The organism is Frankia sp. Hr75.2 (assembly GCF_949319125.1).
GTDB classification, from domain to species: Bacteria; Actinomycetota; Actinomycetes; order Frankiales; family Frankiaceae; genus Parafrankia; species Parafrankia soli.
Genome location: NZ_CASGGV010000025.1, coordinates 1 through 17,043, shown reverse-complemented (window position 1 = coordinate 17,043; position 17,043 = coordinate 1). Strand labels below are relative to the sequence as shown.

Here is a 17,043-nt window from a genome sequence, read left to right as displayed (position 1 = left end):
GCCTGGCGCTGGCCGGGCGGGCGGGAGCGCGGCTGGCCGCCGCGCTGGGTCTGACGGTCGGCCGGGACACCCTGGTCCGCCGGGTCCGGGCAGTGCCCGACCCGCAGCCGGCTGTGGTGCGGATTCTCGGAGTCGACGATTTCGCCGTGCGTCGTGGTCATGTCTATGGAACGGTCCTGATCGATTTGGACACCCACCGGCCGATCGACCTGCTCCCCGACCGGGAAGCCGACAGCCTGGTGGCCTGGCTGGCCGACCATCCTGGTATCGAGGTGATCTGCCGGGACCGGTCCGGTGCCTACGCCGACGGAGCACGCCGCGGCGCCCCCGACGCCCGGCAAATCGCGGACAGGTGGCATTTGTGGTCGAACCTCTGCGACGCCGTCGAACGCAGCGTCGCCGCCCACCGCGGTTGCCTGCCCACCCCGCCGGCACCGGCAGCGGCGGACCCGCCGACCCAGCCCGACCCGGCAGACGCTCCGGCGGAGCAGCCGTGGCGGACCGGGCACCGGTTCGTCGAGCGAACCCGGAGCACCCACGCGGCCGTGCACGCCCTGCTCGACGCCGGCCACACCCAGCGGGCGATCGCCCGCGAGCTGCGCATGACCAGGCGCACTGTCCGCAAGTTCGCCCAGGCCACCCGGCCTGAGGATCTCTTCCGCGGCCAGTGGCAGAACCGTCCCACAGGCCTCGACCCCTACAAGCCCCACCTCGACCAGCGGTGGGCGGACGGGCAGACCAACGCCGCCACGCTCTGGAAAGAGATCACGGCCCAGGGATACACCGGCAGCTACGTCATGGTCTCCACCTATCTCCGCCCGTTCCGCGCCGGCGCGCAGCCCCCGCCACCCCGGCCACGTTCCACCCGGACGATCAGCCGCTGGATTCTGACTCGCCCCGACCGGCTCCATGACGACGAACAGGGCCAACTCCGCGACGTTCGCGCCTGCTGCCCCGAACTCGACGCGCTCACCCGCCACGTCGGCGCGTTCGCGCACCTGCTCACTCGCCCCACCGACACCACGGTCACCGACTGGATCACCGCGGTCCGCGCCGACGACCTCCCCGCCCTACACACCTACGCGAAAGGCCTCGAACGCGACCTGGAGGCCGTGACTGCCGGCCTGACCCTGCCGCACAGCTCCGGTCCCGTCGAAGGCCACGTCAACCGCATCAAAATGATCAAGCGGCAGATGTACGGCCGCGCGAACTTCGACCTCCTCCGCAAACGCGTCCTCCTCACCCCATGATCGACAGCGGTGCCCGAAGAACCACAAAATCTGCGCCAGATCCCAAACTCGTCAACACCCACCAGACCGAACGCAGTACTGCGGTCACATCTCGTCAACAAACGCGGTCGGATCTCATCGACATAGCCATTCCGAGTCAGATCACTGAGCGAGAAAGGGCGGACAGGCCCAGCTACCAGGTCAGGACCCAATGCCGTCTGGCTTGCGTCGATCCCGATGCCTGCTGGTCGCGCGGTGCGCAGGGTGAATCGGTGGAATCGGACCGTGGCGGTACCCGGGTGGCGGATCGAGGCGGGCTCGTCGGGCTTCTCGACGAGGTCGGCGGACGCCAGGCCGCATCCTGGCAGCCGAACCGATCCGGCGACCCTGCGTGACCTCGGTGCAGTCGCCGCCCGGGAACAGGCACAGCGCAGGGGCGAGATACACCGTGACCTGCGGCGGCGGCATTCCGCCTCCTGCGCCGGGGGTCACCCTAGAGGCCACGAACCGTGGCCAACGCCCCACCAGTGCCGATGCCACGCCGCAGCGCCGTACCCGACAACCCTGGACCGCGGGGGCGAGACCGGCCAGCAAGATCTACTCAAGCGAAACGGCATTGGTCCAAGACCGACCAGACGGCCCACGTCCACACTCCGGCCGCCATCTTCCTGCCTCGTGCACGGTCCAGCGCCAGACAAGCAGGTCATACGGCGATGTGGTGGGCAGCCCGACACAGCCCAGGGGATCCGACCCCTGCTTTTCACTCTGTTCGACGCGACCAGGTACAGCCAAAGAGGAACGCCACGACCAAAAACCCTAAATGGATCGAGTTAGGGATACCATAGGGGGTGCGGCAGGGGCGCACGTCCAAGTATTCTCGGCCAAGACTAGAAACTGGCGTGGCTCACGCGAACCACGGAGGTCCGGATCGCGGCGGAACAGGTCTTCCCGCCGCGAGCGGCGCCGTCGTCGTCCGCCAGGCCTGGAGAATATAGGCGAGACCCTTCGACGGCAGTCATTATCCGCGGTGGCACGGGCCTGCAACGAAATTCACCCGGCCCGTCGCCACGGATTAACAGCCCCTGCTGAAAGGAGCAACGACATTGTCGGATGACGTCAAGCTCAGGGAGTATCTTCGCCGCTCCCTCGCCGATCTCCAGGTGACCAAAAAGCGGTTGCAGGAGCTAACGGCCGAGAAAGAAGAGCCCATTGCCATCGTCGCAATGGGCTGTCGGCTGCCAGGCGGAGTCACCTCCCCTGAGGATCTGTGGCGTCTCGTTGCCGAAGGGGTGGATGGAATAACGGAGTTTCCAGCGGATCGCGGATGGGCAGATGATCTGTTTGATCCAGATCCAGGACGCGCGGGAAAGTCGACCGCTCGTCACGGTGGATTTCTCCAGCAAGTAGCCGATTTCGACGCCGGTCTCTTCGGTATCTCGCCGCGTGAGGCCCTGGCGATGGATCCGCAGCAGCGCCTGTTGCTGGAAACGACCTGGGAGGTCTTCGAGCGAGCCCGCATCAATCCGACGGACCTAACCGGAAGAAGTATCGGTGTATTTGCCGGCCTGATGTACCACGACTACGGGGCGCACCTGGAGCGGCTTCCCGAAGGGCTGGAAGGCTACTATGGGATCGGCAACACCGGCAGTGTCGCCTCTGGTCGCGTCTCTTATGCGCTAGGTCTGGAAGGGCCGGCGGTAACAATAGACACGGCTTGCTCCTCCTCCCTTGTGGCACTCCACCTGGCGTGCCACAGCCTGCGTCGCCGCGAATGCGAGATGGCGTTGGCCGGAGGTGTCACCGTCATGGTGAAGCCGGACATGTTCGTGGCCTTTTCTCGCCAACGCGCGCTGTCAGCCGACGGGCGTTGCAGGGCGTTCGACGCGAAGGCAGAAGGAACAGCACTGTCGGAAGGCGTCGCGCTGATACTCCTTGAGCGCCTGTCCGACGCACGGAGTAAAGGCCACGAGGTACTCGCTGTGGTGCGGAGCTCCGCGGTGAACCAGGACGGCGCATCCAATGGACTCACCGCGCCAAATGGTCCCTCGCAGGAGCGAGTCATCATGCAGGCGTTGGCGAACGCAGGTCTCCATCCGTCGGACGTGGACGCGGTCGAAGCGCATGGCACGGGCACAGCACTCGGCGATCCGATGGAGGCCCAGGCACTCCTGGCGACCTATGGGCAGAATCGGTCCGCTGACCAGCCACTATGGCTGGGATCGTTGAAGTCCAACATCGGCCACACGCAGGCGGCCGCGGGTGTGGCCGGCCTCATCAAGATGGTTATGGCGATGAGGCACGGAATTCTTCCCAGGACACTACATGTCGGAGAACCTACGCCGCATGTGGACTGGACCGCTGGTGCGGTGGAGTTGCTGACGACTACTCGCCCATGGCCAGAGGCAAGCAGACCTCGTCGAGCTGGGATCTCCGCGTTCGGAGTCAGCGGTACGAACGCCCACGTGATCGTGGAACAAGCGCCCACCACGGCCGAATCCACCGAGGCCACGGCGACTCCGGCCGCCCTGCCTGTCGTTCCCTGGATCCTGTCGGGGAAAACCTCGGCCGTTCTCGACGAACAAGCCCGCCGGCTCTCGCGGTTCGCGAATACTCACCCCGAGATCAGCTCCGTGGACATCGGCTTCTCATTGGCGACGACAAGGGCGGCACTCGACCAGCGAGCCGTAGTTCTCGCAAAAGACCGCGATGCGGGCCTGGCTGCCGCTACTTTGCTCGCAACAGGAGGTAGACCACCGGAACTGATTTCGGGTGCCCGCTCTCAGGGACATCTCGCGGTGCTGTTCACAGGTCAGGGCAGCCAGCGGGCAAAAATGGGGGAAGAACTATATACCACATACCAGGCCTTTTCGGATGCATTTGACGCCGTATGTGCTGGGATCGACCCACATCTTCCGCGCCCGCTACGTGAAATAGTTTTTGCCGACGCCGCCACGCCGAGCGCCGATTTGCTTCACCAGACCCAGTTCACCCAGCCTGCGCTGTTCGCCTTCGAGGTCGCACTTTTCCGGCTCTTCGAATCATGGGGTGTCCGGCCGGACTTCGTCGGGGGGCATTCCATCGGCGAGCTGGCTGCAGCCCATGTCGCCGGGGTCTTTTCGCTGGCCGACGCGTCAGCCCTGGTGGCGGCACGAGGCCGTCTGATGCAGGAGCTTCCTGCCGTAGGGGCGATGGTGGCCATACAGGCAACGGAGACAGAGGTGTTCCCGCACTTGACCGGACGGGCCGGCATCGCGGGGCTCAACAGCGCAAACTCGACTGTCATATCCGGAGACGAGGAGGCGGTTCGCGAAATCGCCAAAATATTCGCGAACATGGGCCGCCAGACAAAAGATCTCCAAGTATCACACGCATTTCACTCGCCGCATATGGATCCGATCCTAGAACGTTTTGCGGCTGTGGCATCCGGCATATCGTTCGAAAATCCCCGGATTCCAGTCGTGTCCAATGTGACCGGTAAGATCGCCACAGCCGCGGAGTTGTCCTCGCCGGAGTACTGGGCTCGCCACATCCGCGAGCCAGTGCGGTTCCTCGACGGAGTCAGGACACTGCATCATGAGGGTGTCCGCACCTTCCTCGAAGTGGGCCCCGGTGGTGTGCTGTCCGCGCTCGGACCAGATTGCCTGGCCGGGAACATCGGTATGACCAGGTTCGTACCATCGGTGCGCAGGCGCACCGCCGAGCCAGGTGCCGTAGTCGGAGCGCTTGCCGAAATGCACGTACGTGGGCTGCCGGTCGACTGGCGAACCTTCTTCGCTGGCACCGGTGCACGCCAGGTGGAGCTGCCGACCTATTCCTTCGAACGGCAGCGCTACTGGCTTGAAGATGTAACCCAAAGCGTTGACCTGACTTCCGCCGGGATCATCCGGATCGACCATCCGCTGCTCGCCGCTGCCGTCGCAGTACCTGAATCCAGCGGATGTCTCTTTACCGGCCTGCTGTCAAACACCACGCAGCCATGGCTCGCGGAGCACACGGTCTTCAACACCGCTCTACTCCCAGGCTCGGCGTTCGTCGAGATGGCAGTGCGCGCCGGTGACGAGTTTGGCTTTGGGATACTCGAGGAACTTGTCATAGAGGCGCCGTTGCCCCTGCCCACCACAGGTCGTGTGCAGATTCAGCTGGCTATCCGTGAAGACGACGTGATCGGTCAGAGGTCAGTGGACTTCTACTCCCGCCTGGAGGAGGCATCACTTGATGCAAGATGGACTCGTCATGCCACCGGACGCCTGGTTTCGCAGGAACATGGACCGAAGCTGGATTTTGACCTGACTGTCTGGCCGCCTCGGAACGCCAAGCCCCTCGACCTGAGGGACTTCTATCAGGACCTGGCCGCCCAGGGAATACGATATGGACCCGCATTCCAGGGCGTGACGGCGGCGTGGAGACGCGACGAAGAGATCTTCGCCGAAGTAGCGATACCAGACGATCAAGTGCAGACAGCGCGGAGGTTCGGCCTTCATCCAGCTCTGCTCGACGCCGCCATCCATGCAGTCATGATCGGCGGACCCGACGCGGAGGAGATTCGCCTGCCCTTCGTCTGGAGCAACGTTGCACTATATCGATCTGGCGCTGTCAAACTGCGGGTGCACGCGGCACCGTCCGACAACGGTTCCATCTCCTTAAGGCTCGCCGATGAGACCGGCAGACCGGTCGCCTCGATTGCCTCACTGGCATCCCGGCCGGTCACCTCTCGCCACCTGCCGTCCACCGAGCGATCTGTACAGAACTCCCTGTTCCGGGTCGAGTGGAACAAGACACCACTACCGACCGAGGAGACGGACCTGGAGCCCGACATCCTAGACCTCACTGCTCCGATCGGCAGTGATCCGGCCGCGGCCCGCGAATTGACCGCCCGTGTGCTGGATGCACTGCAGGTCTGGCTTGACGCGCAGCAGGAAGATATCGGACGTCTGGTAGTACTCACCCGCGATGCGAGAGAAAATCCGGCCGTCTCGGCGGCCTGTGCGCTCGTGAGGGTCGCACAGTCCGAGAATCCGGGGCGAATTTCACTCGTCGCCGTCGACGAACAGCAGCCCCGACAGGTCCTGCGGAACATGGCCGCATCCGAAGAGCCAGAGACTGCGATTCGTTCAGGCGCGGTGTACGTGCCGAGATTGACCCTGGTCGAGGGATCTGACCGTGCGCGTGGACTGCTCGGCGGCCAAGGTACAGTTCTGGTTACCGGCGGAACCGGTGCGCTGGGACGCCGTATCGCCCGACACCTCGTTGTCGAGCACGGGGTGAGCCATATGCTGCTCGTGAGCCGCCATGGACCACGCGCCGAAATTGCCCCGGAGTTGGAGTCCGAACTCACGCTCCTCGGCGCGAACGTACGCATTGTGGCATGCGACGCCGCCGATCGGGATGCTCTTGAACTGATCTTGGCGAGTATTCCTGCCGATCACCCCCTCACTGCGGTGATACATACGGCCGGGGTTTTGGATGACGGCGTTATCTCGTCTCTGACGCCGGAGAAGATAGACACTGCGTTCCGCCCGAAGGTCGAAGCAGCATGGAACCTTCACGCCCTTACCAGAGACATGGATCTGGCCGCGTTCGTGCTGTTCTCCTCGGCCGCCGGAATCTTCGGCGGTGCAGGTCAGGGAAACTATGCCGCGGCTAATGGTTTTCTGGATGGTTTGGCTCGTCGTCGACGGGACCAGGGACTTCCGGCTGTATCCATGGCATGGGGTATGTGGTCACAGGGTGATGGCATGACCAGAAATCTCGGCGATGCCGACCTGAGTCGCGTCGCACGCAGCGGGATGCTGGCGCTGTCCGAAGAGGAGGGGCTAGCATTGTTCGACGCGGCTCTGTGTTCAGATGACCCAGTACTGGTACCGGCGAAGATGAATCTGACGCCGAGTGCGCTGGATACGGTGCCGCCGTTGCTGCGCAATGTTGTCCGTGGCAGGCAGCGGGTCGGGCGGCCGGATGCGGTGGCGGTGGAGCCGCTTGCCGAACGCCTGGCAAGGCTGTCGAGAGAGGATCGAGGCAGCATTCTACTCGATCTCGTGCGAAGCAGTTCGGCCAGCATTCTAGGATACTCGGAGAAAGATGCGATAGATCCAGATCAGGCCTTCCAGGAAATGGGGTTCGACTCGCTCGCTGCAGTCGAGCTAAGAAACCGGATAACGGAGGCCTCGGGTATCCCGGTGCCAGCGACCCTTGTCTTTGACCACCCCACGCCTGCGGCGGTCGCCACCTACATCGAATCCCGGATCCTCCCTGCCGACAAATCCTCCAGTGCTCAGCGGACGCGAGACGATGATATTCGTAATGCGTTGGCCTCGGTGCCGATAAGCCGCCTCCGAGAGACAGGGATACTGGCCAGCCTGCTGCGCTTGGCTGACCCCGTGGGCCCGTCGGCGGCTGGTGAAGAGCATGACGAGATCGATCTGATCGTCGATATGGACGCCGACGGCCTCATGGCGCGAGCGTTGGGCGACTATACACACCTTGATGACGCCGCGAAGTCGGGGGAGGCATCTGATGGCTACTGATCCGAAGCTGATCAGCGCGCTACGCGCAGCGCTCATCGAAAACGAACGCCTGAAGCGCGACAACAAGCGGATGGCGGCGATCTCGACCGAACCTATCGCGGTTATCGGCATGGGGTGCCGGTATCCGGGCAACGTATCGTCTCCGGACGATCTGTGGCGGCTGGTTGTCGACGAGGTCGACGCAACATCGGAATTTCCAGTGAACCGGGGATGGGATCTCGACGCGGTCTATTCTCCGGAACCGGACCAGCCGGGGAAGACGTATGTACGTACCGGCGGTTTCCTGCACGATGCAGGAGATTTCGATCCCGCGTTCTTCGGGCTTTCCGCACGTGAGGCACTCGCGACCGACCCGCAGCAGCGTCTACTGTTGGAAACCTCCTGGGAAACCATTGAGTCCTCCGGGATCGATCCGACGACCCTACGGGGCGGTAACATCGGTGTATTTGTCGGCGCCATGTATCACGACTATGCATCCGGCCAGGTGCGCGTTCCTGAAGGAGTGGACGCCTTTCTTGGAATTGGCAACGCGGGCAGTGTCATCTGTGGTCGCGTCTCGTACACGATGGGTTTCGAGGGTCCGGCTATCACGATCGACACCGCCTGCTCGTCGTCATTGGTTGCACTTCACCTCGCGTCGAGCGCGCTGCGCCAGGGGGAATGCAATATGGCATTGGCGGGCGGTGTATCGGTGATGTCAACGCCAGCTCCCTTCATAGACTTCTCTCGCCAGCGTGCGTTGGCACCGGACGGCAAAGTCAGAGCCTTTGCCGCCTCCGCGAGCGGCACGATCTGGGCAGAAGGCGTCGGTGTGCTGCTCCTCGAACGGCTGTCGGACGCACGCGCGAACGGGCACAATGTTCTTGCCGTCGTGCGTGGCAGTGCGGTAAATCAGGATGGAGCCTCGAATGGCTTGACTGCGCCAAATGGCCCGTCCCAGGAGCGTGTGATCCGTCGAGCTCTGGCCAACGCACGGCTGTCGACCTCAGACGTCGATGTCGTCGAGGGCCACGGTACGGGGACTTCTCTCGGTGACCCGATCGAAGTGCAGGCCGTGCTGGCGACCTATGGTCAGGACCGGCGGGCGGAAAGCCCGCTATGGTTGGGGTCGATCAAATCGAATATTGGACATGCACAGGCCGCGGCGGGAGCTGCGGGAATCATAAAGATGGTCATGGCGCTGCGGCACGGGGTCCTGCCACGAACGCTGCATGTGGACGAACCCACGGCCAAGGTCGACTGGTCGACTGGCAAGGTCCGCCTGCTGACGGAGGCACGGAACTGGCCCACGGTGGATCGGCCGCGCCGGGCGGCAGTGTCATCCTTCGGGGTCAGTGGCACCAATGCCCATGTGATTCTTGAGCAGGCGTATCCTGCTGAAGACATCGTGGGACGGACGGCCGGTGGAGGTTCGTCCCTCCCACAGCCGTTGGTGCTGTCGGGTAGAACGCCGGCGGCGCTACTTGGTCAGGCAGGCCGGCTGGCCGCGTTCCTCGAGGGCGACACCAGTATTGATCTCGCCGACACCGCTTTTTCGCTCCTGACGACGAGGAAAACATGGGAGCATCGCGCGGTGGTAGTCGCCGATCACCACCGAGAAGCCCTCGCCGGTCTGCGAGAAATCGCGCGGGATGGAACTCCGTCAAGTCAGATCGTCGGCAGCCCCGTGAGCGGGGGCCTCGCTGTATTGTTTCCCGGGCAAGGCAGCCAGCGCGTGGGTATGGGGAGAGGCCTGTACAGGTCCTTTCCCGTCTTCGCTGACGCACTCGACATGGTTTGCGGCGAACTGGACCGTGCGCTGGCAGGTCAAGTCGAGCACTCGGTCGCCGAGGTCCTCCTCACGGCTGAGGATTCTGATGTGGCTGGCCTGCTGGATCAGACAGTCTTCACCCAGAGCTGCCTGTTCGCGGTTGAGGTCGCACTGTTCCGGCTGATGGAGTCGTGGGGAGTGCGCCCCGACTTTGTCGTCGGGCATTCTGTTGGCGAGCTGGCGGCCGGGCATGTAGCTGGCATTCTCTCGCTGGCCGATGCCGCAGCGCTCACCGCGGCGCGCGGGCGGCTCATGCAGAGCATGCCCAGCGGTGGGGCCATGGCCGCGGTACAGGCGAGCGAGGACGAGATCGAGTCCCTCATTACTGAGAAGGTTGATGTCGCGGGGATCAACTCGCTGAATTCCATCGTGGTCTCAGGGGACGGCGATGCCGTACGGCATCTGGTCACCAGGCTCAACGCCCTGGGGCGCAGGGCAAAGCTCCTGAGAGTCTCCCACGCTTTTCATTCATCGCATGTCGATGGGATCCTCGACGAACTGGGTGGGATCGCCGACGAAATCTCATTCGGCAGCTCCGGTATCCCGTTGGTGTCGACGATGACAGGGCTGATCTCCGATCGGGAGATACTTGGTTCAGGCCGATATTGGATGGATCAGGCCCGCAGTCCGGTGCGCTTCCTCCAAAGCATCCGGACGCTCGAGAGCTCGGGGGTGACGAAGTTTCTCGAACTGGGTCCAGGCGGCGCGTTGAGTGCCATGGTGCCACACTGCCTTTCCGATGCGGCAAAGGGCGCTGTTCTCGTTCCAGCGCTGCGTGATGGTGCTCCTGAGAACCGGGGTGTTGTCGGTGCGCTGGGACGGCTTTATGTCAGCGGATATCCCGTGGATTGGTCGTCCTTCTTTGCGAGTCGCGGACCGCGGCAAGTGAATCTCCCGACCTATTCGTTCGACCGCAAGCCCTTTTGGCTGGAGTCAGGAGAGTCGAAGGTGGAAGTTGCGCAGAACCAGCCGGTGGATACCAGGAGCGCTGAGTCGCTTGCCGAGCGGCTGGCCGACATGGATCAGAGCACTCGGATCAAGGCGCTGGTTGACCTCGTCATCGCCGAGGCTGCAACTGTTCTGAGCCTGCTTGACACCGAGGCGGTCACCGAGTCGATCGACGTGAGTAGCTCCTTCTTCGACACCGGTTTCAACTCGCTGGCCCTGGTGGAGCTGCGGAACCGGCTAGCCGAGGTCCTCGGCCTGGCACTCAGCCCGATGCTTCTCTTTGACTATCCGACAGTCTCGATGGTCGCTGAATATCTGGCGGAGCAGTTGGTAGCGGCGGAGTAGACGTGTCCAGGCCCATACGCCGGTGGTGTCCATCGAAGATGTGCCCGCCGCAAGGGCCGGGTCGGCCCAGGGCCGGCTGGCCGTGCTGCGTCCCCGCTTCGCTGAGGGAGGGCTGGTGTGAGTGAAGTGCTGGCAGCATCCCCTCCCCCCGTCGAGTACGACCTGGACCGCTCTCAGCGGAGGCCCACCGATCAACTCACGCAAGCTCAGCCCATGTTGCCGCCCAGGGCTGTACGAGGGAGGACTGACACTGACCGCCTGCCCCACTGCCCGGCCGTGCCGGCGGAGGTGCCCGGAGCCCGGAGTGGCTGTACCCCCGGCATGCCGCCGTGGACCGTCGAGTCGTGACCAGTCTCCGGGCCGCTGGCGAACTGTCAGACCGAGCGCGCCTGGTTCATTGGCGAGGCCAGGCCGCCGACAACACCGCGGCCAGCCAGACGTCCCACCCACCGCCGGACCCGAGTACGCGACCAGCCGAACGCCTTGAATCGTTCCGACAGAAGAGCTTGCGGGAGTGTGACCCATGTTCAGCACCGAGGAATATCTGGCGAAGATTGGATACGAAGGTCCGACCGGGCCGACGCTCGATGTGCTCCGAAGGCTCCAGAAGCGACACATGATGGTAGTCCCGTTCGACAATTCGGTAAATGCCGATACCGATAGGGGTCTATCGGTCTGGGACGATGTCGATATAGACGTTGACAAAACCTTCGACGAACTCATCGCTGGAGGGCGTGGCGGGCTGTGCTACGAGCTAAACGGCCTCTTCCGGCGCCTTCTCGTGACTCTGGGATACCAATACGAGATCCTGGCTGGCGCGGTGAGACAGGTCGACGGGTCTTTCGGTCCAGATCTCGAACACATCTTCGGCTGTGTGCGTCTTGGTGATGACCTGTGGCTCGTGGACGTTGGTATCGCTGGGCCGTCGTACCTCGAGCCACTGCGTTTGGCGGATGAAGTGCAGGAACAATACGGCGTTCAGTATCGGCTCTTTGAGGAGGAAGGCTACTGGGTGGTCCAGCGCAGGCCGCGTGGCGGAACGTGGCAGGCCATCTACCGCTTCAGGCTGCGGTTCCGCGACATTGGAGAGTGGAACAGCCCCGATCCCAAGCTTGTGGAGTTTCCGGCGGGCATGATCGCGGTGGGCACGTACATCCACAGTCGGGCGATCGATAATGGGCAGCTTGTACTGATCGGTAGAAGGTTGCTTGAGCTCGAAGACGGCGAGGAGAGGATCCGAATCCTTGCCGAACCGGATGCCTACAAGGAGACGGTGACCAGAATTCTCAGTGCACAAGAAGGGATCTAGGCACGGTGAGGCGAAACCACGACGTAGACGTGGTGATTGTCGGCTACGGCCCGGTCGGTCAGGTGCTGGCCATCTTACTGGCCCAGCGTGGATGGCGGGTCACCGTGGTGGAGCGCTGGGCGGAACCCTATCCGATGCCACGCGCGGTATCCTTCGACGGCGAGTCCGCGCGGATCGTCGCCGCTTGTGTTGGCCCCCTGGGCAGCGATGTAGGTGAGCCCTCACGCGATTACACCTGGAAGAATCAGCATGGCGAGGTCCTCTTCCACGTGGACGTCGCCGAGGTCGGCTACTGCGGCTGGCCCGACTCGACCTCGATGTATCAGCCTGGACTGGAGTCTGCGCTCGCCAGTCGCGGTGCCGTACTGCCCAGCCTACGGATCCTTCGAGGATACAACGCTGTCAAACTGATTGATGTCGGTGACGGCGTGGAGCTGACCGCGGTGAGCACCGACGGTGAGCTGCGCTCGATTTCGGCGTCGTGGGCCGTCGGATGTGACGGGGCGAACAGCTTCGTGCGTGGCAGTATGGGTGCGACAGTCACTGACCTACGGTTCAGCAGTGACTGGCTGACCTGTGACGTGGTCCTGCGGCAGCCGCGTGAGTTCATGCCGAACAACTTGCAGATCTGCGATCCGAGTCGGCCGAGCACCGCGGTGTCGGCCGGCCCAGGCCATCGCCGTTGGGAGTTTATGCGCTTGCCCGGCGAGAGTATTGAGGAACTGAACGATATTGAGACTCCATGGCGGTTGCTCGCAGCCCATGGAATCAGCCCAGATAATTCTGTTCTCGTGCGCCACGCTGTTTACACGTTTCAGGCTCTTTACGTGAACGAGTGGAGACTGGGAAATATTCTTCTTGCGGGTGACGCGGCGCACCTCATGCCGCCTTTCGCGGGACAGGGTATGTGCTCGGGGTTCCGCGATGTCGCGAACCTCTCCTGGAAGCTCGACCTGGTCCTTCGCAACCAAGCGGATAACAGCCTGTTGGACACCTATACCACCGAGCGCCTTACCCACGTGCAGCACGCCATCCGGATGTCGGTGAATCTCGGAAGGGTGATCTGTGAATCCAACCAGAAGGCGGCCGCCGACCGCGACGTGGTGATGATGGCGACCAGGAAACGCGATGAGGGAAGGCCCCGAGCCGAGTCGGCGGTCTACCAGCGCTTGTCGAATGGTGTCCTCCGTTCGGATGGCAGGGGGCCGGGCTCACCGGCCGGCGGCTTGATGCCCCAGGGGAGAGTGTCTCGCCGAGGTGAGGTCGGACTCTTCGACGAGATCGTCGGACGCGGCTTTGTGTTGACGGCCACCGAGAGTATTCGCGAGCTCCTTGACGAGGCATCTCTGACGTATCTCCAATCGCTTGGTGCGCACCTTGCTTGGGTGGTGGCGCCACAGACGCCATATTCCTCCGGGCCGGATGACGACGTCCTCGTGGATATCGACAATGTGTATATTCCGTATTTTGCTGAGATTGGGTCGGTCGCTGTGCTGGTCAGGCCGGACTTCTATGTTTTCGGTGGCGCCCGGGACAGCAGTGATCTGATCTCACTCGTCGGGGATCTGCGTAGCAGGCTTGGAGCCCCCGAACGTGGTGCGGGACCTGCCCGGGTTGGACTTTCCGGTCGTGGCGAAAGCCTATGAGCCCAGCGTTGGGCTTTCGCGGTGGCCAGGTGGGTGAGGATCGCGGCCAGGTCGCCGTCGGCGAACCGGCCGGCGGTCGCGGCGGCGCCGAGTGCCCGGTCGACGATGTCGGTCCCGTGCAGACCGGCGAGGGTGACGGCCTCGGCCATCTTCGCCCGCATCCGGGACGTCCCCGCGGCCGCGGCCTCGACGAGCCAGAGCCTCGCTCCGTCACCCAACGCGCAGAACTCCGCCTCGGCAGCCGAACGAGGACGGGGCGTGCGGGCAGCACGGTCACAACGGGCAGATCACCGGGCTGCCGGCGGGCAGTTCCACCGGCCGCCAGCGGGCACCCACACGGCCGGCACTGGGCAGGAACTCGTGGCCGCCGACAATCCGGCCGACGGGCCTGGGTAGACGGTCCCTACCGGCACACCACCGCCGCGCACGGGGAAATCAGCACGCAAGAGGTCGCCACCAGGTGCGGTCCTGCACCGCAGGCATACCGCTGGGTCAGGGCGCCATCGGACCGGTGCACAAACTGGGGGGAAATAAGGGTTGATTCTCGGACGTGATAGATCGACCATGCATCGGAGATAAGGCGTTTCGGTCAAGAGGAATCTGATGGATAACGGAAGGAATCGACGTGGGACACCGCATACTTATCATTGACATTCCGTCCAGTGGACATGTATTTCCCAAGCTGGCTCTCGTCGAGGAGCTGGTCGGTAGCGGAAACCAGGTCACCTATGTGACGGTAGATGAATTTTCGGAGAGAGTTGAAGCTCGCGGAGCAACGGTACTGAATTATGAATCCGTGAAGCCTCTGGAAAGGCTTGACGCCGGTCACCGGGATGTCCCTCCCGTGGTATTTCTCGAAGAGAACGCGGCGATGCTCAAAGCAATTAGAGAGTACTTCGGGGAGCGTCGGCCAGACCTGATTGCCTACGACGAGGCGGCGTTCCAGGCGGGTCGCGTTCTGGCCGACATCTGGGAACTTCCCGCGGTGCAGCTCATGCCAAGCGTCGCATCGAACGAGCATTTTTCCTACTTCGATAAGATGCTCGAGATAACCGGTGGCGGGTTCGAGATCGCCGACCCGGTGGACGAGGTCACAGATTTTCTCGCCGAGTACGGCCTCGCCGCTAAGGTTGATGAGTTTCTGTGGTCCAAGCGCGGGCCGGAGGAATTCAACATCGTTTTCGTGCCCCGCCAGTTCCAGAATGCTCAGGAAACCTTCGACGAGAGATTTGTGTTTGTCGGCCCAAGTCTGGGAGACCGCAGTTTTCTCGGGGACTGGAAGGTGCCGAAAAGTAACTTCCCGATCATACTGGTCTCCCTGGGTACCGTGAACAACAAGCATGTCGATTTCTTCCGTACGGCTATCGAGGTTTTCGCCGAACAGCCCTTGTATGGAGTGATCTCCATTGGAACCCGGGTTGATCCGGCAGCTCTGGGTCCGCTTCCCTCCAACGTCGAGATCCATCGCTGGGTGAGTCATCTGAGCGTGTTGGAGCACGCCTCTGCATTTGTTACGCACGGAGGCACAGGGAGCGTCTCTGAAGCACTGTATTCGGGAACGCCGATGGTTGTCGTGCCGCAGGGAATCGATGTCCTGCCCTACGCGGAGCGAGTAGTCGAGCTGGGCGTCGGCAAGGTGGTTAACCAGGAGGAGGTAAACGTTGAGCGGTTGCGCGCTGCTGTGGTTGAGGTAGCACACGACGAAGGCATCAGGATGCGTACCCTGCAGCTACAGCAGCACACCCGCGAATCGGGTGGTGCGCGGCGCGCGGCCAACGAGATTGTAGCCTATCTGAATCGCGTCACCAGCTGAGCGTCGATGCGGAGAGGCGCCGACTGACAACTCCGCCTGCTGGGCGGTGCTGTGGCGCCGCAGGCTGCCGCCACAGCAGCGGGGGCCCGCACTCCTGGACTCGCAGGAAGGCAGGTCGGTGAATCGCCCCGGCGTGCCGCGCTCGCCGCCTACGAAGGCGGCCAGGCCGCGGGCTTCGAGGACTACGCCCACGCGCTGCTCGCGCTCGCGGCCAGCCTCACCGCCAGGGAACAGCCCGAGATCGACGAAGCCGCGGCCGTGGCCGGGAAGGTCGTCGACATACTGGACACCCGCCCCACCGCCTCGGTCTCCGACCGCGTCGCCGAGATCACCACGGCGTTCACCGGCCACCGCACCCTCGGACCCGTGCGTGACTTCTGGGACCGCTGGCAGGCACGCCCTCGTCTCGAACTCACCACGGGCTAGGCGCGACCATGGCCCTGAACTACGGAACCCCGTCGGTCGTCACCATCCCGACCGTGCTCACCGAACGGCTCATGCTCCGGGGTTGGCAGGCCGCCGACCTGGACCCGTACGCTCCTCGACCGTCGCCCGGTACGGCCGCAGTTCGTCGTCCACACCCAACTCATACCGGATGAGGAAGATCAGGTCGGGGATGCCCGCCTCGCGGGTGCGTGCGTGTACTCCGGAGCCCAGATCCTCGTAGTACGTCCACAGGACCTGCGGGGTCCACGCGTACTGCGGCCGACGGATCTCCAGTTCGAGCTCCTTGAGCGCGGTGTACGCCTCGGCGGGCGACACCGACCGCGGGCTGGTGAGGGCGATCTCGATGGCAGCTATGCGGTCGCGCTGCTCCTTCAGGAGCCTGCTCCAGCGGTCGATCTGCTCGCGGGCCCGCACCTCCCGCGGGATCTCGTCCACGGCCGTCACCTCGACGGCCGTGACCTCGTCGAACAGGTAGTCCTTGTCGCGTCTGATCTCGATGATGTGCCGCCGCAGCTCGGGGTGCTCGGTCAGCGGGGCGATCGCGTCCTCGACGAGCCGCCTAGCCGCGGCCTGCCCGCCGTCCTCCAGCGCCTGCTCCTGTCGGTCCGGATCAACTGCCGCGACGATGGCGCCCGCGATCTCGGACAGGGTCCGCCCGCCGGACGCACGGGTCAGCTGGTCACGCTCCTCATCTGTCAGCTGCTGGTTGAGCCGGGCCAGTCGTCCGGCCAGGATCTCGGCCTCACTTGCACTGATCGACTTCGTGCCGGCCTTGTCTAGCAGTTTCGCCAGCGAGACCTGTCGTTCGCCGGCCGGAACGAGCGGCTTCGCGTCGACCAACGGGGAGTCTGTCACGCCCACCGCGTCTACCAGCACGAAGCGATCCTTGCGTACCGAGTCGTCAGCGTCCGGCGTGACCTCCTGGAGCTCGGTCCCCTACCCGTCAAGATGGCATGAGACAGGCAATGCCTA

Annotated in this window: 9 protein-coding genes and 1 pseudogene; 8 read left to right on the top strand and 2 right to left on the bottom strand. The window is 63.6% G+C overall.

What is annotated here, in order from left to right; all coding sequences use genetic code 11:
• The 6 genes from AC559T_RS03005 to mhpA all read left to right on the top strand — a co-directional run.
• The coding region (locus tag AC559T_RS03005) for an ISL3 family transposase (protein ID WP_498867657.1) at positions 1–1,250 on the top strand (1,250 nt) is incomplete at its 5' end.
• Positions 1,247–1,624, top strand: a complete 378-nt coding sequence (locus tag AC559T_RS03000; protein ID WP_498867656.1) for a hypothetical protein — start codon at positions 1,247–1,249, stop codon at positions 1,622–1,624. The genes AC559T_RS03005 and AC559T_RS03000, both read left to right, overlap by 4 nt.
• A gap of 708 nt (positions 1,625–2,332) precedes the next feature.
• The gene (locus tag AC559T_RS02995) at positions 2,333–7,753 is read left to right on the top strand and encodes a type I polyketide synthase (protein ID WP_498867655.1); all 5,421 of its coding nucleotides are present in this window, start codon (positions 2,333–2,335) and stop codon (positions 7,751–7,753) included.
• A complete protein-coding gene (locus tag AC559T_RS02990; RefSeq protein WP_498867654.1) occupies positions 7,743–10,856 on the top strand; it encodes a type I polyketide synthase in 3,114 nt (1,037 codons plus the stop codon). The genes AC559T_RS02995 and AC559T_RS02990 overlap by 11 nt, the downstream gene beginning before the upstream one ends.
• A 523-nt stretch (positions 10,857–11,379) precedes the next feature.
• Positions 11,380–12,165, top strand: a complete 786-nt coding sequence (locus AC559T_RS02985; protein WP_498867653.1) for an arylamine N-acetyltransferase family protein — start codon at positions 11,380–11,382, stop codon at positions 12,163–12,165.
• 5 nt (positions 12,166–12,170) lie between these two features.
• A complete protein-coding gene (mhpA, locus tag AC559T_RS02980; protein WP_498867652.1) occupies positions 12,171–13,811 on the top strand; it encodes a bifunctional 3-(3-hydroxy-phenyl)propionate/3-hydroxycinnamic acid hydroxylase MhpA in 1,641 nt (546 codons plus the stop codon).
• 32 nt (positions 13,812–13,843) lie between these two features.
• On the opposite strand, the pseudogene AC559T_RS02975 reads toward mhpA, so the two are convergent.
• Positions 13,844–14,071: pseudogene (locus tag AC559T_RS02975) on the bottom strand (IS21 family transposase); the annotation flags it as partial.
• A gap of 365 nt (positions 14,072–14,436) precedes the next feature.
• On the opposite strand from AC559T_RS02975, the gene AC559T_RS02970 reads away from it, so the two are divergent.
• Positions 14,437–15,624, top strand: coding sequence for a macrolide family glycosyltransferase (locus AC559T_RS02970; RefSeq protein WP_498867651.1), 1,188 nt, complete (start codon positions 14,437–14,439; stop codon positions 15,622–15,624).
• 51 nt (positions 15,625–15,675) lie between these two features.
• Positions 15,676–16,050, top strand: a complete 375-nt coding sequence (locus tag AC559T_RS02965) for a hypothetical protein (protein ID WP_498867650.1) — start codon at positions 15,676–15,678, stop codon at positions 16,048–16,050.
• 69 nt (positions 16,051–16,119) lie between these two features.
• Here the strand turns inward: AC559T_RS02965 and AC559T_RS02960 are convergent, their stop codons facing one another.
• Positions 16,120–16,947, bottom strand: a complete 828-nt coding sequence (locus AC559T_RS02960; RefSeq protein WP_498867649.1) for a type I restriction-modification enzyme R subunit C-terminal domain-containing protein — start codon at positions 16,945–16,947, stop codon at positions 16,120–16,122.
• Between the last annotated feature and the right edge of the window lie 96 nt (positions 16,948–17,043).